General features: G+C 71.3%; 19 protein-coding genes. 6 read left to right on the forward strand and 13 right to left on the reverse strand.

Annotated features, from left to right (window positions below):
• The coding region (locus CCN42_RS29260; protein WP_086740119.1) for a maleylpyruvate isomerase family mycothiol-dependent enzyme at positions 1-566 on the reverse strand (566 nt) is incomplete at its 3' end.
• 205 nt (positions 567-771) lie between these two features.
• Between CCN42_RS29260 and CCN42_RS29265 the strand changes: the two genes are divergently transcribed.
• Positions 772-1,566 carry a carbon-nitrogen family hydrolase gene (locus CCN42_RS29265; RefSeq protein ID WP_086740120.1) on the forward strand — a complete coding sequence of 265 codons (795 nt, stop codon included), beginning with the start codon at positions 772-774 and terminating at the stop codon, positions 1,564-1,566.
• 20 nt (positions 1,567-1,586) lie between these two features.
• On the opposite strand, the gene CCN42_RS29270 is transcribed toward CCN42_RS29265, so the two are convergent.
• Complete coding sequence (locus CCN42_RS29270; RefSeq protein WP_086740122.1) at positions 1,587-2,081, reverse strand: LURP-one-related/scramblase family protein; 495 nt, start codon at positions 2,079-2,081, stop codon at positions 1,587-1,589.
• Positions 2,078-3,082 carry a GlxA family transcriptional regulator gene (locus tag CCN42_RS29275; protein ID WP_086740123.1) on the reverse strand — a complete coding sequence of 335 codons (1,005 nt, stop codon included), beginning with the start codon at positions 3,080-3,082 and terminating at the stop codon, positions 2,078-2,080. The genes CCN42_RS29270 and CCN42_RS29275 overlap by 4 nt, the downstream gene beginning before the upstream one ends.
• A 52-nt stretch (positions 3,083-3,134) precedes the next feature.
• Here CCN42_RS29275 and CCN42_RS29280 point away from each other — a divergent pair, with 52 nt between their 5' ends.
• Positions 3,135-3,521: a cupin domain-containing protein gene (locus CCN42_RS29280; RefSeq protein WP_086740125.1), complete on the forward strand. Its 387-nt coding sequence runs from the start codon at positions 3,135-3,137 to the stop codon at positions 3,519-3,521.
• Positions 3,522-3,539: 18 nt separating this feature from the next.
• On the opposite strand, the gene CCN42_RS29285 is transcribed toward CCN42_RS29280, so the two are convergent.
• From CCN42_RS29285 to CCN42_RS29295, 3 genes are all read right to left on the reverse strand, one after another.
• Positions 3,540-3,797: a DUF6458 family protein gene (locus tag CCN42_RS29285; RefSeq protein ID WP_086168182.1), complete on the reverse strand. Its 258-nt coding sequence runs from the start codon at positions 3,795-3,797 to the stop codon at positions 3,540-3,542.
• Positions 3,798-3,902: 105 nt separating this feature from the next.
• Entirely contained in the window at positions 3,903-5,207 is a 1,305-nt protein-coding gene (locus CCN42_RS29290; protein ID WP_086740127.1) for a M18 family aminopeptidase, read from the reverse strand.
• Between the two features lie 100 nt (positions 5,208-5,307).
• Complete coding sequence (locus CCN42_RS29295; RefSeq protein ID WP_086740128.1) at positions 5,308-7,134, reverse strand: acyl-CoA dehydrogenase; 1,827 nt, start codon at positions 7,132-7,134, stop codon at positions 5,308-5,310.
• Between the two features lie 159 nt (positions 7,135-7,293).
• Here CCN42_RS29295 and CCN42_RS29300 point away from each other — a divergent pair, with 159 nt between their 5' ends.
• Both CCN42_RS29300 and CCN42_RS29305 read left to right on the forward strand, forming a co-directional pair.
• Entirely contained in the window at positions 7,294-7,764 is a 471-nt protein-coding gene (locus tag CCN42_RS29300) for an SseB family protein (RefSeq protein ID WP_086740130.1), read from the forward strand.
• Between the two features lie 248 nt (positions 7,765-8,012).
• Positions 8,013-8,798 (forward strand): BRO-N domain-containing protein, encoded by a 786-nt coding sequence (locus CCN42_RS29305; protein ID WP_339384438.1) that lies wholly within the window; start codon positions 8,013-8,015, stop codon positions 8,796-8,798.
• A gap of 87 nt (positions 8,799-8,885) precedes the next feature.
• On the opposite strand, the gene CCN42_RS29310 is transcribed toward CCN42_RS29305, so the two are convergent.
• Positions 8,886-9,863 (reverse strand): pirin family protein, encoded by a 978-nt coding sequence (locus tag CCN42_RS29310; protein WP_086168187.1) that lies wholly within the window; start codon positions 9,861-9,863, stop codon positions 8,886-8,888.
• 145 nt (positions 9,864-10,008) lie between these two features.
• Here CCN42_RS29310 and CCN42_RS29315 point away from each other — a divergent pair, with 145 nt between their 5' ends.
• Positions 10,009-11,055 (forward strand): AI-2E family transporter, encoded by a 1,047-nt coding sequence (locus tag CCN42_RS29315; protein WP_086740133.1) that lies wholly within the window; start codon positions 10,009-10,011, stop codon positions 11,053-11,055.
• Here the strand turns inward: CCN42_RS29315 and CCN42_RS29320 are convergent.
• Positions 11,025-13,145: a SpoIIE family protein phosphatase gene (locus CCN42_RS29320; RefSeq protein ID WP_086740135.1), complete on the reverse strand. Its 2,121-nt coding sequence runs from the start codon at positions 13,143-13,145 to the stop codon at positions 11,025-11,027. The genes CCN42_RS29315 and CCN42_RS29320 overlap by 31 nt on opposite strands.
• A gap of 150 nt (positions 13,146-13,295) precedes the next feature.
• On the opposite strand from CCN42_RS29320, the gene aspS reads away from it, so the two are divergent.
• Positions 13,296-15,059, forward strand: a complete 1,764-nt coding sequence (gene aspS / locus CCN42_RS29325) for an aspartate--tRNA ligase (protein ID WP_086740136.1) — start codon at positions 13,296-13,298, stop codon at positions 15,057-15,059.
• Between the two features lie 84 nt (positions 15,060-15,143).
• Here the strand turns inward: aspS and CCN42_RS29330 are convergent, their stop codons facing one another.
• From CCN42_RS29330 to CCN42_RS29350, 5 genes are all read right to left on the reverse strand, one after another.
• Positions 15,144-16,559 (reverse strand): FG-GAP-like repeat-containing protein, encoded by a 1,416-nt coding sequence (locus CCN42_RS29330; protein WP_086740138.1) that lies wholly within the window; start codon positions 16,557-16,559, stop codon positions 15,144-15,146.
• Between the two features lie 72 nt (positions 16,560-16,631).
• Positions 16,632-18,050 (reverse strand): FG-GAP and VCBS repeat-containing protein, encoded by a 1,419-nt coding sequence (locus CCN42_RS29335; protein WP_086740140.1) that lies wholly within the window; start codon positions 18,048-18,050, stop codon positions 16,632-16,634.
• Positions 18,051-18,100: 50 nt separating this feature from the next.
• Complete coding sequence (locus CCN42_RS29340) at positions 18,101-19,516, reverse strand: FG-GAP-like repeat-containing protein (RefSeq protein WP_086740142.1); 1,416 nt, start codon at positions 19,514-19,516, stop codon at positions 18,101-18,103.
• 72 nt (positions 19,517-19,588) lie between these two features.
• Positions 19,589-20,998 (reverse strand): FG-GAP-like repeat-containing protein, encoded by a 1,410-nt coding sequence (locus CCN42_RS29345; RefSeq protein ID WP_086740144.1) that lies wholly within the window; start codon positions 20,996-20,998, stop codon positions 19,589-19,591.
• Positions 20,999-21,097: 99 nt separating this feature from the next.
• On the reverse strand, positions 21,098-22,378 hold a 1,281-nt coding region (locus CCN42_RS29350), incomplete at its 5' end, for an FG-GAP repeat domain-containing protein (RefSeq protein WP_143662048.1).

Raw genomic sequence — 22,378 nt, forward strand, 5'->3', positions numbered from 1 at the left:
GGCGCCTCCGCCTTCACCGCCACCACGTCCGGGAGCGCGTCGAGCAGCACGTCACGGGCGACGTGGGCGCCCGGCGAGTCCAGGTTGCCGGGGCGGCCGAGGGCGGTGCGCAGATCCTGCTCGTGCACCCACACGTCGAACGCGTGCCGGCGCATCGACTCCTCCAGCGTCAGCTCCGCGCCGAGCGGACCGCGCACCTTCGTCCCCGGATCGCGGGAGTCGTTGCGCAGCTGCCGGTTGCGGCGGATGACCGTGTACTCCAGCTCGGAGGTCATCTCCGGCGCCGTGTGGTGGCGGCGGACGTCGACCTGCATCTCCATGTACCGCTGGTGGTCGGTGGTGACGTGGAACAGGTCGCGCGGCAGGGTGTGGATGGGCCGCGGGTCGCCCAGCATCTCGCAGTCCAGGCCGATGACGTGGGACACGACGTCGCGCACCGACCAGGCCGGGCAGGGCGTACGCCGGTTCCAGTCGGCCTCCACCAGGTGCTGCACCAGCTCGGATATGGCTTCGATGGAGTGGGTCCAGGCGTCGGCGTAGGGCTGGAGGGTGGGATGCAGACTCACGGAACGGGACCCCTCGGCGGTCGGTACACGGGCAGATGGTGGCGGCGTTGCCAGTGGGAGGTGGCGGCTGTCGGCGGGTGTCTTGCCCGCTAAGTTACGCTGCTGGAAGGCACCCCGGCAGGCCTTTCGTGTGACGATCGTAGGCCTGAGTGGACACCGGTGTGGACGCCCTTGCGGACGGCTCGATTGCCAGGACGGTGGTATTGTGCGCGCCTCTCTGATCCAGATCGCCGTAGACGAGGGCGAATCGGTCGAAACGCGCCGACGTCGAGTCGCCTCCCTGGTCCGTGAGCAGGCGGGCGCCGACCTGGTCGTCCTGCCGGAGCTGTGGACCACCGGGGCGTTCGCCTACGAGGAGTTCGGCCGCGAGGCCGAGCCGCTGGACGGCCCGACGCACGAGGCGATGGCCAAGGCGGCGAGCGACACGGGCGTCTGGCTGCACGCGGGCTCCATCCCCGAACGGGCCCCGGACGGCACCCTCTACAACACCTCCCTCGTCTTCTCCCCCTCCGGGGAGCTGGCCGCCGCCTACCGCAAGATCCACCGGTTCGGCTTCGACAAGGGAGAGGCCGTGCTGATGGGCGCGGGACGCGATGCGGTGACGGTCCGTCTCCCGGGGACGACACTGGGCCTGGCCACCTGCTACGACCTCCGCTTCCCCGAACTCTTCCGCGCTCTCGTGGACGCCGGCGCCGAGACCCTCGTCGTCCCGGCGGGCTGGCCGGAACGCCGCCGCTCCCACTGGACGCTGCTCGCCCAGGCCCGGGCGGTGGAGAACCAGGCCTTCGTCCTCGCCTGCGGAACGGCCGGGACCCACGCCGGAGTTCCCCAGGCCGGTCACTCGATCGTGGTCGATCCCTGGGGTGAGGTGCTGGCCGAGGCGGGCCCCGGCGAGCAGGTGCTCACCGTGGACCTCGACCCCGGCCGGGTCGCGGTGACCCGGGATCAGTTCCCGGCCCTGAAGGACCGGGTGCTGGGCCTGGAACCACCGCGCCGCTGACCGGCCGCCGCACGGAGCCCTCAGTCCTCCTCGCCCTCCCGCTCCGCCAGGTGGATGACGCACACCGTCACCGCGATCAGCAGCGCCGGGTCCGCGTCCTCGCGGACCACGTCGACGCCGTAGGTGTCCCGCAGGTGCAGCCGGCGGCGGGAGACCACGGCGAGGAGCTCACCGTCGTACTCGACGGCGAACTCGCGGTCGAGGATCTTGCCGCTGACGTCCAGCTCCGTGCCGTCGACCAGCGTCACCCGGTAGTGGTTGCGCAGCAGGGAAAGCCGTTTGCGGCGAATGCTCGCCAGGGCTTCGCCGTCCCGCTCGATGAGCAGGGTGTCCCGCAGGGCGAGCATCTTCTCCCGGATGTCGATCAGCACCCGCCCCTCGGAGTCCTTCAGCTCGAAGGTGTCCCGCAGCCGCATGGCCTTGCCGTCGACGAGGAACGCCTTGTCGCCGTGCTCGTCCTCGATCCAGTAGTCGTCGCCGAAGCCCAGGAGCCGGTCGCGTACGAGGTATCTCATGACACCAGCGCTTCCCCGGCGGCCGTCCCGAAACGCCGCCGGTAGGCCGACGGGCTGAGCCCGGTCTCCCGGCGCAGCCGCGCCCGCAGGTTCGCGGCGGTGCCCAGACCGCTCCGCGCGGCCACCACGTCCAGCCGTTCCTCCCCCCGCTCGATCAGCCGGCAGGCCAGTGCCACCCGCTCGCCCGTCAGCCACGCCAGCGGTGTGGTGCCCAGCTGGGCGCGGAAACGGCGGTGCAGGGTCGCCGGGGACACCGCCGCGCGGGCCGCCAGACCGGCCACCGTCAGGGGCTCCGCCAGCCGCTCCTGCGCCCACGCCAGCAGCGGGCCCAGCGACTCGTCCCGTACGTCCGGCACCGGCCGCTCCACGAACTGCCGCTGCCCGCCGTCCCGGTGGGCGGCGAACACCAGCCGCCGGGACACGGCGTTGGCTATCTCGGCGCCGTGGTCCCGCCGTACGAGGTGCAGGCCCAGGTCGAGGGCGGCGGCGCTGCCGGCGGCGGTCAGGACGTCGCCCTCGTCGACGAACAGCACGTCGGGCTCCAGCAGGACCGCGGGGTGGAGGTCCCGGAAGGCGTCCGCCCACATCCAGTGCGTGGTGGCCCGCCGCCCGTCCAGCAGCCCGGCCTCGGCGAGCGCGAAGCTGCCGGTGCAGAAGCTGACGACGCGGGCGCCCCGCGCGTGCGTGCGGCGGATGGCGTCCAGGACGGGTGCCAGGCGCGGGACGACGTTGTCCGGCCGCCCGGGCACGACCAGGGTGTCGGCGTCGTCCACGGCGTCGAGCCCGGGGACGCCCGTGAGCCGGAAGAAACCGTGGTTCATCCGCACCTCGGGCGTGGGCGTGCACAGCGTGACCTCGTACAGCGGCCCCGGCAGCCCCAGCTCGGGCCGCGGCAGCCCGAACAGCTCGGTGGCGACGCCCACCTCGAAGGGGTTCGTGCCCTCGTCGACGATCACGGCGACCCGGTGCGGCCGGGCCGGCTGAGAGGATCCTTGCGGCATATGCGATTCCTAGCACTCGTGGCGCGGTACCGCCACAACGCACGATGGCCGCATGGAACCCATCTCACTGACCGCCGCGCTGGCCTCCTTCACCGAGCAGTGGAGCCCCCGCATCGTCACCGCCGTCAACGACTACGACGTCCGCGTCGCCAAGGTCGAGGGCGAGCACGTCTGGCACGTCCACGACCACACCGACGAGTTCTTCCTGGTGCTCACCGGCGAACTCCACATCGGCCTGCGGGAACCGGACGGCGAGCGCACCGTCGTCCTGCCGAAGGGCTCGGTCTTCACCGTCCCCCGCGGCATCGAGCACAAGCCGTACGCGCCCGTCCCCACGGAGATCCTGCTGCTCGAACCGACCGGCACGCTCACGGTCGGGGACCGCCACGACCCGGTTCCGGACCACGTGGACGCGACGACGGGTCACACGCTGGCCTAGAACCGGGCCGGGAAGCGGCTATACGCCGTAGCCGTCGCCGTAACCGTCGCGCCGCTGGTGGAGGTGCGGAGCCTGCTCGTCGACGACCGGCGTGGTCGGCGGCACCACGACCCGCCGGCGGCGGGCGATGCTGCTGAACGTCGACACGCCGATCAACCCGACGATCATCAGGATGATCCCGACCAGGTCGAGGTTGACCCCCTGCATGTCCCAGTCGGTCGCGAAGGTGAGGATGGCTCCCACGGCGATGAGGATGATGCACCCGCCGAGGCCCATGAGTTGTCGCCTCCTGTCCGGTCCGGTGTCTCCGGTGGTTCCGGTGGGTGACGGGTACCCACAGGCCTCGCACACACGCCCACTTGTCGCCGCGGGCCGCGCGAACTAGCCCTCCAGGAACGCCACCAGCGCGTTCGCCAGGAGGTACGGGTCCTTGGCGCCGCACAGTTCGCGCGCGCTGTGCATGGACAGGATCGCCACGCCGATGTCGACCGTGCGGATGCCGTGCCGGGCCGCGGTGATCGGGCCGATGGTGGTGCCGCAGGGCATGGAGTTGTTGGAGACGAACGACTGGAAGGGCACGCCCGCCTTCTCGCAGGCGGCGGCGAACACGGCCCGGCCCGAACCGTCCGTGGCGTAGCGGTTGTTGACGTTGACCTTGAGGATCGGGCCGCCGTCGACGCGCGGGTGGTGGGTCGGGTCGTGCCGTTCCGCGTAGTTGGGGTGGACGGCGTGGCCGGTGTCGGAGGAGACGCAGACCGTGCCGGCGAAGGCGCGCGCCCGGTCCTCGTACGACCCGCCGCGTGCGAACACCGAGCGCTCCAGCACGTTGCCGAGCAGCGGCCCGTCGGCGCCGGTGTCCGACTGGGAGCCGTTCTCCTCGTGGTCGAAGGCGGCCAGCACGGGGATGTACGGCAGGCCGGCGGCGTCCGGGCCGGTCGCCACCGCGGTGAGCGCCGCCGCGCCCGCGTGCACCGACAGCAGGTTGTCCATGCGCGGCCCGGCGACCAGCTCCTGGTCGCGGCCGAGGTACGCGGGTGCCTCCACCGAGTGGGTCATCAGGTCCCAGCCGGTCACCTCGCCCGCGGACAGCCCCGCGGCCTCCTCCAGGAAGGCGATGAGGTCGCCGTCGCGGACGTCGTCGCCGAGACCCCAGACCGGTTGCATGTGCCGCTGCTTGTCGAGCTTGAGGCCCTCCGCGGAGACCGAGCGGTCCAGGTGGATGGCCAGCTGGGGGACGCGCAGCAGGGGGCGGTCGATGTTGACCAGGCGGGTGGTGCCGTCCCGCAGGGTGAGCCGGCCGGCCAGGCCGAGGTCGCGGTCGAGCCAGGAGTTCATCAGCGGGCCGCCGTAGATCTCCACCGCGACCTGGCGCCAGCCGTGGGCGCCGGTGTCGGGGAGGGGCTTGACGCGCAGGTTGGGGGAGTCGGTGTGCGCGCCGACGATCCGGAACGGGGTGTGCGGCTCGGCGCCCTCGGGGACGTACCAGGCCACGATCGCGCCGCCGCGCAGCACGTACTTGCCGCCGCTCGTCCCGTCCCAGGCGTCCGTCTCCGCGACCTGCCGGAAACCTGCCTTCTCCAGCCGCTGGGCGGTGTTCGCCACCGCGTGGTACGGCGACGGGCTGGCCGCCAGGAAGGACATCAGGTCGTCGGTGTGGCCGCGGTGGAAGCGGGAGGGTTCGCTCATGAGGTTCACCTTAACGACGGACGAAAGCCCGCTCCCGGTGAAGGGAGCGGGCTGACGTGAGGACGGTGTGGAGTTCCGTGCAGCTTCCGGGAACGGGGTCCTAGAACGCGGACTCGTCCAGCTCCATGACCTCGAGGTCCACGTTCTCCGAGACCTTGCGGGCCAGGGTGACGCCGGGCAGGACGTTGGCCGCGAAGAACTTCGCCGCGGCGATCTTGCCGGTGTAGAACGCCTTGTCCTTGGCGGAGGCCGTCTGGAGCTTCTCGGCGGCGATCGCGGCGCCCTTGAGCAGCAGGTAGCCGACGACGACGTCACCGGAGGCCATCAGCAGGCGGGTGGTGTTCAGACCCACCTTGTAGATGTTCTTGACGTCCTTCTCGGTGGCCGCGAGGTCGGTCAGCATCAGGCCGACGATCGCCTCCAGCTCGACGGCGGCCTTCGCCAGGTGCTCACGGGCGCCGGCCAGCTCCTCGCCGCCGGTGCCGAGGGCGAGGAACTTCTTGATGTCCTCGGCGAGCGAGTTCAGCGCGGCGCCCTGGTTGCGGACGATCTTCCGGAAGAAGAAGTCCTGGCCCTGGATGGCCGTGGTGCCCTCGTACAGGGTGTCGATCTTGGAGTCCCGGATGTACTGCTCGATCGGGTACTCCTGGAGGAAGCCGGAGCCGCCGAAGGTCTGGAGCGACTGGGCGAGCAGCTCGTAGCCCTTCTCGGAGCCGTAGCCCTTGACGATCGGCAGGAGCAGGTCGTTCATCGCGTGCTCGGTGGAGGCGTCCTCGCCCGCGGCCTCCTTGATCTGGATGGCGTCCTGGATCGAGGCGGTGTGGAGCACGAGGGCGCGCATGCCCTCCGCGTACGCCTTCTGCGTCATCAGCGAGCGGCGCACGTCCGGGTGGTGCGTGATGGTGACCTTGGGCGCGGTCTTGTCCATGAAGTTGGCGAGATCCGGACCCTGGACGCGCTCCTTGGCGTACTCCAGCGCGTTCAGGTAGCCGGTGGACAGCGTGGAGATCGCCTTCGTGCCGACCATCATGCGGGCGAACTCGATGATGCGGAACATCTGGCGGATGCCGTCGTGCTTGTCGCCGATCAGCCAGCCCTTGGCGGGGTGCTTGTCGCCGAACGTCATCTCGCACGTGTTGGACGCCTTCAGGCCCATCTTGTGCTCGACGTTCGTGGCGTAGACACCGTTGCGCTCGCCCAGCTCGCCGGTCTCGAAGTCGAAGAGGTACTTGGGCACGAGGAAGAGGGACAGGCCCTTGGTGCCGGGGCCGGCGCCCTCGGGGCGGGCGAGCACGTAGTGGAGGATGTTCTCCGACATGTCGTGCTCACCGGACGTGATGAACCGCTTCACGCCCTCGATGTGCCAGGAGCCGTCCTCCTGCTGGATCGCCTTGGTGCGGCCGGCGCCCACGTCCGAGCCGGCGTCCGGCTCGGTGAGGACCATGGTGGAGCCCCACTGCTTCTCGGTGGCGATCTTGGCGATGTGCTTCTGGACCTCGTTGCCCTCCTCGAAGAGGATGCCGGCGAAGGCCGGGCCCGAGGAGTACATCCACACGGCCGGGTTGGCGCCCAGGATCAGCTCGGCGTAGGCCCAGATGAGGGAGCGCGGCGAGGTGGTGCCGCCGATCTCCTCGGGCAGGCCGAGCCGCCAGTACTCGGAGTCCATGAAGGCCTGGTAGCTCTTCTTGAAGGACGCCGGGACGGGCGCGGTGTTGGTCTCCGGGTCGAAGACGGGCGGGTTGCGGTCGGCGTCCGTGAAGGACTCCGCCAGCTCGTTCTCGGAGAGGCGGGTCAGCTCCTCCAGGACGCTCTTGGCGGTCTCGACGTCCATCTCCTCGAACGGGCCGGTGCCGTACACCTTGTCGCGCCCGAGTACTTCGAAGAGGTTGAACTCGATGTCGCGCAGATTCGACTTGTAGTGCCCCATGGCGACGGCTCCGTAGAGAGATCGGCGAGGCACTGGATCCTCGCGCTAGTTCACGTACCAACAAGTAGCTCCCAATATGCTACCCGCCAGTAATAAGGCGCAACCCCGATCCGGCCATCTGTGACCCACCCCTCGGTGGCGGTCGATACCCTTGCCTGCATGTACGGCTACGACCAGAGCGCCGGAGCGCAGCAGCAGTACGCCCCGCCGCAGCAGCAGATGCCCGGCGCCGGGGGTTACGGGCAGCCGCCGCTGTACCCGGAGCCGTCCCCGCCCTCCCTCGCCGACGCGGTGCGCTCCTTCACCACCGGGCAGCTGGCCGCCGAGGACTTCCAGCAGATCTTCGCCACGTCCAAGGTCTACTGCCCCCGCGGCGACACCCCCGGCTTCCTCGCCCTGCACAACACCCAGCAGCCGGTGATCCCCATGTTCACCTCGCTGAAGGAGCTGCGCCGCTACGCGGGCAAGGAGTCCAAGTACTTCGTCATCACCGGCGCGGAAGTCATCGACCTCCTCCCCACCGGCTACGGCTTCGTCCTCGACATGGAGGGCGAGCACCGCATCGTCTTCGACGCCAAGGCGGTCGAGGAGATGGTGGACTTCGCGATGCGGCGGATGTACGGGGGCTGAGGGGTAACGGGGCGCTCGGCTTGCGGAGCGGCCCGCAGAATCGTTGCTTTGGTTCACTATCGGGTGAACATGCTTGCTATCGGGCGCGTGCTCTGATGTCTCTTCCCTAGCTTCCGGGGCGGAGGTGATGCTCGATGTACGAGCAGAACAACATGCCGTCGGATGAGCCGACAGCAGGCAAGCAGGACGCGATCGACATCAACGACTTCGTGTTCGCGGCCGCGGGGACGCGGGTGCGGAGGCTCACGATGCCGGACGGGAGCCACTGGTTCCCCGCGGTGGACGTGTGCAAGCACCTGGGGTACACCACCCCTCGTAAGGCGCTGCTCGATCATGTCCCGGAAGAGCACCGAGACTTTCTCGAGACAGTGACTGGAAGTCACTCTCTCAGCGTTCCCGCAGGTCGAGAGTGGCGACGAGACATGAATCTCGTCAGTCTCCAAGGCCTGATCCGCTTGGTCAACGGCTGCACCAAGCGAGAGTGTGAGCCCTTCAAGGCCTGGGTCTCCGAAGTGATCGCCACGATCCAGCGCGACGGTTCCTACTCTCTCGAACCGGCGTCCGTGCAGCCCGCTCCCGCCGGCGGTGTCGCGTACGCCATGCCCCAGAGGGTCGCCGACGCGCTCGTCCGGCTGGAGGAGCGCAGCACCCGGATGGAGGAGCTGCTCGCGGCCCAGCAGGAGCGGACCGGGCTGCTGCGGGAGATCAGCGGCAGTCTCCGCGACATCGCCGACGCTCTCCGCCGGCCCGGCGCGGTGTCAGCGCAGCCCGCTCCCGAGCTGAGCCCGCGGGATCTCCTCACCGCCTGGCGGCGGAGGAACCTCGTCGTCACCGACGACATCCACGCCGTCGCCGCCTACCTGGCTCCGGCGCTGGTCCGTGGCGGGGCGCGGCATCGGGTGGAGGAGATCGCCACCCGTACGGGGCTGTCGCACGACCGGGTGCACGACTGTCTGCGGATGCTGCTGAAGCGCGGGTGCGTGCGTCAGGCGGGCTGCACCGAGGACGGCGCGCCGGTGTACGTGCTGCCGTAGCGGCGGGGCAGGTCCCGGACGGCAAGAGGCCCGAAGCCGCAAAACGAGGTTGCGGCTTCGGGCCTCTTCGTACCCTAGCGGGTTTTTTCAGCCCTGCGGGCCCTCTTCCGTCATTCCGTGCACCGCCGGGACCGTGCCCAGGCGGCCCTTCTGAAAGTCCTCGAACGCCTGCATCAGCTCGTCCTTGGTGTTCATGACGAACGGGCCGTAGTGGGCCATGGGCTCGCGGATGGGGCGGCCGCCGAGGAGGACGATCTCCAGGTCGGGGGTGTGGGAGTCCTGCTTCTCGTCCGCGCGGACGGTGAGGGAGGAGCCGGTGCCGAAGACCGCCGTCTGGCCGGAGTGGACCGGGCGGCGCTCGGCGCCCACCGCGCCCTTGCCGGCGAGGACGTAGGCGAGGCCGTTGAAGTCCTCCCGCCACGGCAGGGTGATCTCCGCGCCGGGGGCGAGCGTCGCGTGGATCATGGTGATGGGGGTGTGGGTGACGCCGGGACCTTCGTGGCCGTCGAGCTCGCCCGCGATGACGCGGAGCAGCGCGCCGCCGTCGGGGGAGGTGAGCAGCTGGACGCTGCCCGCGCGGATGTCCTGGTAGCGGGGGGCCATCATCTTGTCCTCGGCGGGGAGGTTCACCCACAGCTGGAGGCCGTGGAAGAGGCCGCCGGAGACGACGAGGTGCTCGGGCGGGGCCTCGATGTGGAGGAGGCCGGAGCCGGCGGTCATCCACTGGGTGTCGCCGTTGGTGATGGTGCCGCCGCCGCCGTGGGAGTCCTGGTGGTCGAAGATGCCGTCGATGATGTAGGTGACGGTCTCGAAGCCGCGGTGGGGGTGCCAGGGGGTGCCCTTGGGCTCTCCGGGCGCGTACTCCACCTCGCCCATCTGGTCCATCATGATGAACGGGTCGAGGTGGCGGTAGTTGATCCCGGCGAACGCCCGGCGCACCGGGAAGCCCTCGCCCTCGAAGCCGCTCGGCGCGGTCGTGACGGCCAGCACCGGACGGGCCACGGCGTCTGCGGGTGCGGTGACGCGGGGCAGCGTCAACGGGTTCTCGACGGTCACTGCGGGCATGGTCGGTTCCTCCTCGGGCGACGTGCTTTCCAGTTTAGTTGAGCGTTGAACTTTCTGCTACCTGCAACCGGGGAGGACCACGGGGCATTCCCCCGGCCGGACGCCCGCGCGGGACAGCCCGCCCCGCGCGTGATCCGCTGGAGACGTGCAGCTGCTCCCCCTCCCCGTCCGCCGGCTCGCCGCCTGGTGCACCGTCGCGCTGCTCGTCGCGGGAGTCGTCTACGTCGCCGTCCGGCTGTGTGCGGAGTTCCGTACGGCCGTCGTGCCGGTCCTGCTCGCGCTGCTGGGGACGGCGCTGCTGGGCCCCTTCCACCGGCGGCTGGTGAAGGCGGGCGTCAACCGGGGCGTGGCCGCCGGGCTCACCTGCGTCGCCGTGGTCTGCGTGGTCGGCGGCGCCGTGTACATCGTCGTCGCCGCGCTCATCGACAGCGGCGAGCAGATCGTCGCCTCGCTGCGGCGGGCGGCGCAGGGGATCGCCGAGCACTTCGGGGCCGCCGGGACCTCGCTGGACGATCTCGCCTCCAACGCGCGGGAACTGCTCGGCAGGTTCGGCGGGACGGCCGCCTCCGGGGTGATCAGCGGGGTGAGCGTGGTCGGCGAGGCCATCGCCATGGCCGTGCTCGCGCTGCTGCTCGTCTTCTTCTTCCTGCGCGACTCCCACCGCGCCACCGGCACCCTGCGCTCGCTCTCCCCGCGTGGCGCCGCCGACTCCGTGGAGGCCATGGCGCGGCGGGCCTACCAGGCGGTGGAGGGGTTCATGCGCGGGACCACCTTCATCGCCCTCATCGACGCGCTCTGCATCACCGTGGGCCTGCTCGTCCTGGACGTCCCCGGCGCCGTCGGGCTGGGCGCGCTCGTCTTCGTCGGCGCCTACATCCCCTATCTCGGCGCCTTCGTCTCCGGCGCGGTGGCGGTGCTCGTCGCGCTCGCCGACCGGGGGTTCGTGATCGCGCTGTGGGCGCTGGGCCTGGTGCTGGCCGTGCAGGTGCTGGAGGGGCACGTGCTCCAGCCGATGATCCAGAGCCGCACGGTGCAGATGCATCCGGCGGTGGTGATGGTCACGATCACCGCGGGCGCGTCCGTCGCCGGGATCCTCGGGATGCTGCTCGCCGTACCGCTGACCGCGGCCGGGTTCGGTGTCGTCCACGAGCTGCGGGACCGCTACGCCGCTTCCGCCTCCTCGGACTCGTAGAGCTCGAACCAGATGCTTTTGCCCTCGCCGCGCGGGTCGACGCCCCAGGCGTGCGCCAGCAGCTCGATCAGCATCAGACCGCGCCCGGAGGACGCCAGCTCCCCGGGCCGCCGCTTGTGCGGCAGGTCGTCACCGGCGTCGGTGACCTCGACCCGCATCCGCCGGTCGTCGTCCTCCCCGGTGACCTCGGCGACCAGCAGTGCGTCGGTGTCGGTGTGCACGAGGACGTTGGTCAGCATCTCGGAGAGCAGCAGCACCGCCGAGTCGACCTGGTCGGCCGAGGCCCAGTCGTGGAGGAGTTCGCGCAGCAGCCGGCGGGCGACGGCGATCCGCTCGGGTTCGGCCTGGGCGACGGTCAGCACGGTGCGCCGTACCGTCGGGCGCGCGGTGACCGGGCCGCCGCAGCTCTCGCCCTGCCGGCACAGCAGCAGGACGGCGATGTCGTCCTCCCGGCGGTCGGCGAGCGGGCCGGGGGTGTGGTGGGAGGAGGGGCCGTGCACCGCCTGGACCAGGGCGTCGGCGAGTTCCTCCAGGTCGCCGGTGTGCTGCTCCAGGGTGGCGCGGATGCGTTTCCAGCCGGTCTCCAGGTCGTGGCCGCCGGTCTCGATCAGTCCGTCGGTGCAGATCAGCATGGTCTCGCCGGGTTCCAGGACGAGCCGGGTGGTGGGGTAGTCGGCGTCCGGGTCGATGCCGAGCGGCAGTCCGCCGGCGGTGGGACGGGTGAGGACCGTGCCGTCGGACATCCGGATCGCCGGATCGGGGTGCCCGGCGCGGGCGATCTCCAGCACCCCGGACAGCGGGTCCGCCTCGACGTAGAGACAGGTCGCGAAGCGCAGCTCGCCGAGGTCGTCGGCAGCCGAGCACATGCCGTGCAGGAAGCGGGAGGCGCGGGAGAGGACCGCGTCGGGCCGGTGGCCCTCGGAGGCGTAGGCGCGCAGCGCTATCCGCAGCTGGCCCATCAGGCCGGCCGCGCGCACGTCGTGCCCCTGGACGTCGCCGATGACCAGCGCGAACCGGCCGGAGGGCAGCGGGATCATGTCGTACCAGTCGCCGCCGACCTGGAGTCCGCCGCCGGTCGGCACATAACGGGCGGCCACCCTCATGCCGGGGATCTCGGGGCCCAGCGTGGGCAGCATGGAGCGCTGGAGGCCGTCGGTCAGCTCCCGCTGGGTCTCGGCGGCACCGGCCCGGGAGAGGGCCTGGGCGAGCATCCGGGCCACGGTGGTCAGCACCGACCGCTCGTCGGGGGTGAACCGCACCGGGTAGGCGAAGCCCGCCATCCAGGCGCCCATGGTGCGCCCGGCGACGGTCAGCGGCAGGAACGCCCACGACCGGCGGCCGAACTGCTCGGCGAGCGGCCAGGTGAGCGGGTAGCGCTCCTTGTACTGCTGGGGGGAGGACAGATAGACCGCGCGGCCGGTGCGCACCACCTCCGCCGCCGGATAGTCGGTGTCGAGGGACATGTGGGTGAAGGGGCTCTCGTCGCCCGGCTGGTGCCCGTGGTGGCCGATGATCGTCAGCCGGTCGCCCTGCACGCCGAAGACGGCCAGCCCGTCCGGTGAGAATCCCGGCATCGCCAGTCCGGCCGCGACCCGCAGCACCTCCTCGGTGGACCGCGCCTCCGCCAGCGCGCGGCCCGCGTCCAGCAGGAACGCCTCCCGGGAGCGCCGCCAGTCGCCGGTGACCGCGTTGCGTCCGGCGGGGGTGCCCGGGGAGGGTTCGGTGACCTCCTGGAGGGTGCCGATCAGCTCGTAGGCCCGGCGCTCGGGGTCGAAGGACGGCCTCATCCGGCTGCGGGTCAGCCGGATGACCCGGCCGCGCTCGTCCATGATCCGTACCCGCACCTCGGCGAGGGTGCCCTCCGCGGTGGCCAGGCCGACGACGCTGACGATCTCGTTCCAGTCGACCGGGTGCAGCCGGGAGCGCACCTGGGCCTCCGTGAGGGTGACCGGTTCCGGGGGCAGCCCGAGCAGTCGAGCGGCCTCGGCGTCCACCGTGACCTGGCTTGTGTCCGTGTCCCACTGCCACAGGCCGGTCGCGAGGGCGGCGAGGACCTGCCCCACGGCGGGCAGGGGCTCACCAGTGCGCATTGCCCCACTTTAGGAAAAGGTGTTCGGGACGTGCCACCGATGGGCCGCACCGGTAATGGGGCCGGGCGATCCCGGCATGGCCGGTACCCTGGGAAAGTCCGGGCACCGGGCCCCGGAGATTCCCGATCCGCGAAGACTGGATGAACGACGATGCATCGGTACAGGTCCCACACCTGCGGCGAGCTCCGCGCCTCTGACGTCGGCACCGACGTCCGGCTGAGTGGCTGGCTGCACAATCGGCGCGACCTGGGCGGCATCCTCTTCATCGATCTGCGCGACCACTACGGCATCACGCAGCTGGTCGCCCGTCCCGGCACCTCCGCCTACGAGGCGCTGGACAAGGTCTCCAAGGAGTCCACGGTCCGCGTCGACGGCAAGGTCGTTTCACGTGGAACCGAGAACGTGAACCCGGACCTGCCCACCGGTGAGATCGAGGTGGAGGTCGGCGAGGTCGAGCTGCTCGGCGCGGCCGCCCCGCTGCCCTTCACGATCAACACCGAGGACGGCGTCAACGAGGAGCGCCGTCTGGAGTACCGCTTCCTCGACCTGCGCCGCGAGCGCATGCACCGCAACATCATGCTGCGCACGGCGGTCATCTCCGCCATCCGGCACAAGATGACGGCGCTGGGCTTCAACGAGATGGCGACGCCGATCCTGTCCGCGACCTCCCCCGAGGGCGCCCGCGACTTCGTCGTCCCCTCCCGCCTGCACCCGGGCCGGTTCTACGCCCTGCCGCAGGCCCCGCAGCAGTTCAAGCAGCTGCTGATGATCTCGGGCTTCGACCGCTACTTCCAGATCGCGCCCTGCTTCCGCGACGAGGACGCCCGCGCCGACCGCTCGCCGGGCGAGTTCTACCAGCTCGACGTCGAGATGAGCTTCGTCGAGCAGGAGGACGTCTTCCAGCCGATCGAGAAGCTCATGACCGAGCTGTTCACCGAGTTCGGCGGCGGCCGTGAGGTCACCTCCCCGTTCCCGCGGATCCCGTTCCGCGAGGCGATGCTGAAGTACGGCTCCGACAAGCCGGACCTGCGCGCCAAGCTGGAGCTGGTCGACATCACGGACGTCTTCGAGGCGTCCGAGTTCAAGGCGTTCGCCGGCAAGCACGTGCGCGCGCTGCCGGTCCCGGCCGTCCAGGACCAGCCCCGGAAGTTCTTCGACCAGCTCGGCGACTTCGCGGTCACGCTCGGCGCCAAGGGCCTGGCCTGGGTCCGCGTCGGCGAGGACGGCCAGCTGTCCGGCCCGATCGCCAAGTTCCTCACCGAGGAGAACGTCAAGGTCCTCACCGAGCGCCTCGGCCTGGAGGCCGGTCACGCCGTGTTCTTCGGCGCGGGCGAGTTCGACGAGGTCTCGAAGATCATGGGCGCGGTGCGCGTCGAGGCCGCCAAGCGCGCCGGGCACTTCGAGGAGAACGTCTTCCGCTTCTGCTGGATCGTCGACTTCCCGATGTACGAGAAGGACGAGGAGACCGGCGCGATCGACTTCTCGCACAACCCGTTCTCCATGCCGCAGGGCGGTCTTGAGGCCCTTGAGACCCAGGACCCGCTGGACATCCTGGGATGGCAGTACGACATCGTCTGCAACGGTGTCGAGCTGTCCTCCGGCGCGATCCGGAACCACGACCCGGAGATCATGCTCAAGGCCTTCGAGATCGCGGGCTACGACCGGGACACCGTCGAGGAGAAGTTCGCGGGCATGCTCCGCGCCTTCCGCTTCGGCGCCCCGCCGCACGGCGGCATCGCCCCGGGCGTCGACCGCATCGTCATGCTCCTCGCGGACGAGCCGAACATCCGCGAGACCATCGCCTTCCCGCTCAACGGCAACGCCCAGGACCTGATGATGGGCGCGCCGACCGAGCTGGAGGAGGCGCGGCTGAAGGAGCTGCACCTGTCGGTGCGCAAGCCGCAGCCGAAGTAGTCCGTCCGACGGAAGGGCCCGGAACCGAGCGAGGTTCCGGGCCCTTCCGTATCCGCGGGCGGTGCGGTGTGCCGCCGGTCCGCGTCAGAGGAGCCTGAGCAGGCCCTTTCCGCCCAGCCAGCCGTCCGCCTGTGCCATGCCGAGCGACTCCAGGGTGAAGACGCGGCTGCCGGTGCCCGTCGGGCGGGAGGAGCCGCCGGGCAGCGTGAAGACCGCGCCGTTGCCGTTGTTCTCCCCGGCCGCGCCGATGATCAGCTCCGGCCTGCCGTCCCGGTTCAGGTCGCCCGCGGAGACCGTGGTGCCGAAGAAGTCGCCTGCCTCGTTGCTGCTGGGCACGCCGGAGGTGTCCTGGTGGAAGGAGTAACCGCCGGTGCCGAGGGCGCCCGAGCGACGGCCTGGGATCACGGTGACCGTGCCGGTGCGCTCCGCCGCGCCCGCGGCCTCGTACGGGGCTCCCACCACGATCTCGGCGGCCCCGTCCCGGTTGAGGTCGGCCACGGTCAGCCCGGCGCCGAACGCGTCGCCCTGCTCGCTGGTGCCGGGGACACCCACGGTCTCCTGGGTGATCACCTCGGGGACCTGCGTGCGGGTGATGCCGTTCTTCGAGCCCCGGTAGACGAGCACGCGCCCGCCGGTCTCGCCGTCGACCCCTGGCGTCGCGGGTTCCAGCGGGTCGCCGACGACCAGGTCGGGGTAGCTGTCGCCGTTGACGTCACCGGTGGCGGCGATCAGCCCGTTGCCGTTCTTCAGCGGCTCCGGCCAGGTCTGCGTGCCCCCGTGGTTGACCATGATCGGGCTGCCGCTCAGCTCGGGCAGCTTCGGGCCGAAAGCCACCTGGTCGGGGCTGCCGCTGCGGTTGAAGTCGCCGAGCGCGACCGAGCCGACGGATTTGTCGGTCCGGGTCTCGACGCTCGAACCGATGGAGCCGCCCGTGGCGAACGGGCCCTTGTAGACGGTCGTCCAGTTGCCGCCGCCGATCAGGATCTTGGTCTTCGAGCCCGTCCCCAGACTGAGCGCGGCCACGTCGAGGCCGTTGTCCTCCTGGTGCTCCGGCTGCGGCAGCCTGGTGCCCTTGGTCAGGCCGTTCTTGCTTCCCCAGAGCACCATCACCTGTTTGACGGCGATGCTGTCCGGTGCGCCGACGACCAGGTCGGCGTATCCGTCACGGTTCAGGTCGGCCGTCGCCGTGGTGGTGCCGAACCGGTCCCGCTCGAACGGGTGCCCGGGGACACCGGGCGTGGCCTCGGTGATCGTCTGCCGCCGGCTCTGCGCCGAGACGCCGTTCGCCGAGCCGTACAGCACGACGACGGCTCCCGCCTGCTCGAAGTTGCCGTACTCCGTGACGACGGCCCCCGGCACCGGCAGCACCAGGTCGCGGTAGCCGTCGCCGTTGAAGTCCCCCGGCACCGCCCCGTGCACGGCGGCGGCCGGGGCGGCGGGCAGCAGCGTTCCCGCGATCACCGCGGCGGCCACGACCGTTGCCGCACTCCCTCTGCGCATGTAAGTCCCCTTCTTCGACACACGGTCGAAGAAGGGGACCCCTCAGTACCGCGAAGGGTTGTAGCCCTCGGATCAGATGATCCAGAACAGCCCGTAACCGCCCAGCCAGCCCTCGTACGACTGCCGCATGCCGAGCGACTCCAGGGTGAAGACACGGCTGCCGGAGCCCGTCGGGCGCGAGGAGCCGCCGGGCAGCATGAACACCGCGCCGTTGTAGTGGTTCTCGCAGGCCGCGCCGATGAACACCTCCGGCCTGCCGTCGCGGTTCACGTCCCCGGCGGACACGGTGGTGCCGAAGCAGTCCGTGGTCTCGTTGGCGCTGGGGACACCGGGCGTGTCCTGGTGGAACGAGTAGCTGCCCGCTCCGAGGGGGCCGGACCGGCGGCCCGGGATCACGGTCACCGTCCCGGTCCGGGAGACCGTGCCGACGGTCTCGTGGGGTGCGCCGACGATGATCTCCGCCGCGCCGTCCCGGTTGAGGTCCGCCACCGCGACGGCGGCCCCGAAGATGTCGCCCTTCTCGCTCGTGCCCGGCACCCCCGTGGTGTCCTGGCTGATCACCTCGGGTGTCGTGTCGGTGGTGATGCCGTTCGCCGAGCCGCGCCACACCACCACCCGGCCGCCGAGCCGGCCGTCGACGCCCTGGTTCCAGGGCGTCAGCGGGTCGCCCACCACCAGGTCGTCGTAGCCGTCGCCGTCGACGTCACCGGTGGCCGCGATGAACCCGTTGCCCGAGTCCAGCACCGTCCCGGCGGCGGCGCCGGTCCGGTTCAGCCGGATCAGGCTGCCGGTCAGGGCCTTCTCCCGCGCACCGAAGTCGACCTGGTCGGGCGTGCCGTCGCGGTCGAAGTCGCCGAGCGCCACCGACCCGGGCAGGGGTCCGCGCTCGCGCGGGCCGTACGTGACCGAGCCGTAGGTGCCGGAGCTGCTGAAGGGGCCCTTGAAGACGACGGAGGCGTACTCCCCGCCGACGACGACCTGGGCCCTGTCCCCCGGCCCCGCGCTGACGGCCGCCACGTCCGCGCCGTAGAGGCTGAAGTAGGACACGGGGTTGGGCAGCAGGGTGCCCTTGCGCAGGCCGTTCCTGCTGCCCCACATGACGGTGACGGTCCCTGTCGCGTGGCCGCCCCTGGGGGCGCCGACGACCAGGTCGGCGTATCCGTCGCGGTTCAGGTCGGCCGTGGCGGTGGACTGGCCGAAGCTGGAGCCTTCGGCGACCTGTGCCGGGACGCCGGGCGACGACTCGGTGAGGACCTGGCGCCGGCCACCGGCCGACACCCCGTTCGCGGAGCCGTACAGGACGACGACGGCCCCTCCCCGCGTGTTGTCGCCGATGTTCGCGCTCGGTATCGGCAGCACCGCGTCACGGTAGCCGTCGCCGTTGAAGTCTCCCGGCACCGCCCCGTGGACGGCCGTGGCGGGGCCGGCCGGTGCCAGTGTCCCCGCGATCAGTCCGGCGGCCACGAGTACGGCCGCCCTCCATCTGCCCATGTCCGTCCCCTTCCCCAACACGCTGATGGAGAAGGGGACATGTCACGGCCTCAGTTGGTTGTACCGCCACCGGCGTCGAGGAGCCTGAGCAGGCCCTTGCCGCCCAGCCAGCCGTCGGGCTGTGCCATGCCGAGCGTCTCCAGGGTGAAGACGCGGCTGCCGGTGCCGGTCGGGCGGGAGGTGCCGCCGGGCAGCGTGAAGACCGCGCCGTTGCCGTTGTTCTCCCCGGCCGCGCCGATGATCAGCTCCGGCCTGCCGTCCCGGTTCAGGTCGCCCGCGGAGAGCGTGGTGCCGAAGAAGTCCCCGGCCTCGTTGCTGCTGGGGATGCCGGTGGTGTCCTGGTGGAAGGAGTAACCGCCGGTGCCGAGGGCGCCCGAGCGGCGGCCCGGGATCACGGTGACGGTGCCGGTGCGCTCCGCCGCGCCGACGGCCTCGTACGGCGCTCCGACCACGATCTCGGCGGCGCCGTCCCGGTTGAGGTCGGCCACCGTGAGGGCGGCGCCGAAGGTGTCGCCCTTCTCGCCGGTGCCGGGGACACCCGAGGTCTGCTGGGTGATCACCTCGGGCTGCTGCGCGCGGGTGATGCCGTTCGCCGAGCCGCGGTAGACGAGCACCCGCCCGCCGGTCTCGCCGTCGACGCCCGGCGTCACGGGTTCCAGCGGGTCCCCGACCACGAGGTCGGCGTAACCGTCGCCGTTGACGTCTCCGGTGGCGGCGAGCAGGCCGTCGCCCTGCTCCAGCGGGTCCGGCCAGGTCTGGGTGCCGCCGTGGTTGACCATGATCGGGCTCCCGCTCAGCTCGGGCCGGAGCGCGCCGAAGGCCACCTGGTCGGGGCTGCCGCTGCGGTTGAAGTCACCGAGGGCGACCGAGCCTACGGCGTCGGGCATCCGGGTCCACACGTACGACCCGAAGGAGCCGGCCTTGGCGAACGGGCCCTTGAAGACCTGGGTCGAGCGGTCACCGCCCACCAGGACCTTGGTCCTGGAGCCCGTCCCCATGCTGACCGCGGCCACGCCGAGGCCGTTCTTGTACCCCGAGGTCAGGAGGGTGCCCGTGTACAGACCGCTCCGGCTTCCCCACAGCACCTTGACGGCGCCCTCGTCGTACGGCGCCCCGACGACCAGATCGGCGTAACCGTCCCGGTTGAGGTCGGCCGTGGCGGTGGAGGTGCCGAAGGCGTCGTCCGGGTTGGCCCCGCCATCGACATGGGCGCTGGCCTCGCTGATCGTCTGGCGCCGGCTCGCCGAGGAGACGCCGCTGGACGAGCCGTACACCACGACGACGGCACCGGCCCTCTCGGCGCCCCGCACGGTTGCGCCCGGAACGGGCAGGACCAGGTCCCGGTACCCGTCGCCGTCGAAGTCCCCCGGCACCGCCCCGTGCACGGCGGCGGCCGACCCGGCCGGCGCCAGCGTTCCCGCGATCACCGACGCGGCCACGACCGCCGCCGCACTCCATCTGCGCATGTGTGTCCCCTTCTTCGACGCGTGATCCAAGAAGGGGACCGTTCAGCACCCCGAAGGGTTGTAACCTCCCGTTCAGATGATCCAGAACAGTCCGTAACCGCCCATCCAGCCCTCGTACCACTGGGGCATCCCCAGCGAGTCGAGGGTGAAGGCGCGGCTGCCGGTCCCGGTGGGCCGCTTGGTGCCGCCGGGCATCATGAAGACCGCGCCGTTGTAGTGGTTCTCGCAGGCCGCGCCGATGAACAGCTCCGGCCTGCCGTCCCGGTTCACGTCCCCGGCCGACACGGTCGCACCGAAGCAGTCCCGGGTCTCGTTCACGCTGGGCACGCCGGGAGTGTCCTGGTGGAAGGTGTACCCGCCGGCACCGAGGGGGCCCGAGCGGCGGCCGGGGATCACGGTGACCATGCCCGTGCGCCGTACCTCGCCGACCGCCTCGTAGGGTGCGCCGACGATGATGTCCGCGAGGCCGTCCCGGTTCAGGTCGGCGACCGCGAGGCCCGCGCCGAACGTGTCGCCCTTCTCGCCCGTGCCGGGCACGCCCTCGGTGTCCTGGCTGATCACCTCGGGCCGCGCGTCCGTCGCGATGCCGCTCGCCGAGCCGCGCCAGATCATCACCCGGCCGCCCAGCTCGCCGTCGACGCCCGGGGTCCAGGGCGTCAGGGGGTCGCCGACCACGAGGTCGGGGTAGCCGTCGCCGTCGACGTCACCGGTCGCGGCGATGAAGCCGTTGCCCTTCTCCAGCACCGTCCCGGCGGGGGCGCCGGTCTGGTTCAGCCGGATGTCGCTGCCGGTGACGTCGGTCCGGCGGCCCCCGAAGTCGACCTGGTCGGGTGTGCCGTCCCGGTTGAAGTCGCCGAGGGCCACCGATCCGACCAGGCCGTACTCGTGCGGGGTCTGCACGGCCGAGCCGTACGTGCCGGAGCTGCTGAAGGGGCCCTTGAAGACGATGGTCCCGAACTCCGAGCCGACCATGACCTGGGTCTTCGCGCCGGGTCCGGCACTGAGCGCCGCCACGTCCGTGCCGTAGGACTCGGTGTAGGCCGGCGCGGTCAGCAGGGTGCCCTTGCGCAGGCCGTCCTTGCTGCCCCACATCACCGTGACGGTTCCCGCGCGCGAGCCGCCCCAGGGAGCGCTGATCACGAGGTCGGCGTAGCCGTCGCGGTTGAGGTCGGCAGTGGCGGTGGAGGTGCCGAAGCCGCGCGAGTTGTCGACCGGCGCCGGGACGCCGGACGAGTTCTGGCTGATGACCTGGCGCCGGCTCCCCGAAACCCCGGAGGAGGAGCCGTACAGCACGACGACGGCCCCCGCCCGGTGCTTGTCGCCCAGGTCCGCGCCGGGGATCGGCAGCACCGCGTCGCGGTAGCCGTCCCCGTTGAAGTCGCCGGGCGCCGCCGCGTGGACGGCCGCGGCGGGGGCGGCCGGCGCCAGCAGCCCCGCGATCAGTCCGGTGGCCACGACCGCGGCCGCCTTCCATCTGCCCATGTCTGTCCCCTTCCCCAACGCACTTGTGGAAAAGGGGACATGTCACGGCTTCAGTTGGTTGTACGACCGGCCGTACGGCTCTTCACCCGGGCGGGGTGCTCAGTACACCCCCTTGTAACCGCTCCAGCCGGTGCTGGCCTTCACGCGTGCGGCGAACGTGCCGGTCCCGGTGCCGGACTGCCGCCACAGGTCGCCGGCCGTGTCGCGGGCCACCAGGTCGGCCTTGCCGTCATCGGTGATGTCGCCGACGCCGACGACCGCGTTGTAGGAGCCGCCCCAGTTCGTGTACAGCCTCACGCGGGCCGCGAAGGTGCCGGCGCCCTTGCCGTTGTAGCGGTACAGGTTGTTCGCCGTGTCCTGGGCGAGGAGGTCGCCGATACCGTCGCCGTTCAGATCGCCGGCGCCGATGATCTTCTTGTAGACCTTCCAGTTGTCGTACAGCTTCACCCGGGCGGACAGCTTCCCCGTGCTGGTGCCCTTGTAGAGGTAGACCGTGCCCGTGGAGGAGGTGCGGACGAGCAGGTCGGGGCGCCCGTCCCCGGTGACGTCGCCGGGCGCGGTGAGCAGGTCGTACTGCGTCCAGCCGCCCGTCGCCAGGGTGGTGTACGCCGTGGACGGCTTCAGCGCGGCGTTGCAGCCCGGCTTGTACAGGCGCAGGGCGCCGTTGCTGTAACGGACCAGGACGTCGTTGCAGCGGTCACCGGACAGGTCACCGACGGGGACGAACCGGGCGGTGGTGGGCCAGCCGGTGCCGGTGGTCCGCTCGCCGAAGCGGCCGGTGCCGGTGCCGTGGTGGTACGTCAGCGCGCCGGAGGCGCTGAGCGTGAGCAGGTCGCCGCGGCCGTCGGGGCCGTCGACGCCGGCGTAGTCGTGGCGGACCGCCGCGCCGTGATCGAGATAGCCCTGGCCGGTGGCCAGGGTGGACACCGTCGAGGTGCCGAGGGCGGTGGCCCTGAGGCTCCAGGTGAAGGGGCCGTTGGGGAAGTGGCCGCCGCTCGCCGTCTTCCCGTTCCAGCTCGCCGACAGCCAGGCGGCGGTCGCGCCACCGGTGATCGTCCGGGTGGCCCTGCCGGTGGCGTCGCTCTGCACGGAGGTGAAGGTGAGGGACCAGGAGGTGACCGGCCGGGAGGGCAGCCACGCGCCCCGCCACGGCTCCGGGGAGGACGGATCGGCGTACAGACCGGCCTCGTTCTCGAAGACGGTCGGCGTGGACGCGGTCACGCCGGTGGTGGTCACGTGGACGCGCTCGTACTCGTCGGTCCAGGCGACCAGGCCGGTGTACTCGTCGACGGCCCAGCGGTAGCGGCGGTCCACGGCGAGGCCCGAGTCCGGCAGGTGGGAGGCGATCACGCGCGTGGCGCCGCCGGCGGCCTCGGTGAG

This window comes from Streptomyces glaucescens (assembly GCF_002154375.1).
In the GTDB taxonomy this organism is placed as follows: Bacteria; Actinomycetota; Actinomycetes; order Streptomycetales; family Streptomycetaceae; genus Streptomyces; species Streptomyces glaucescens.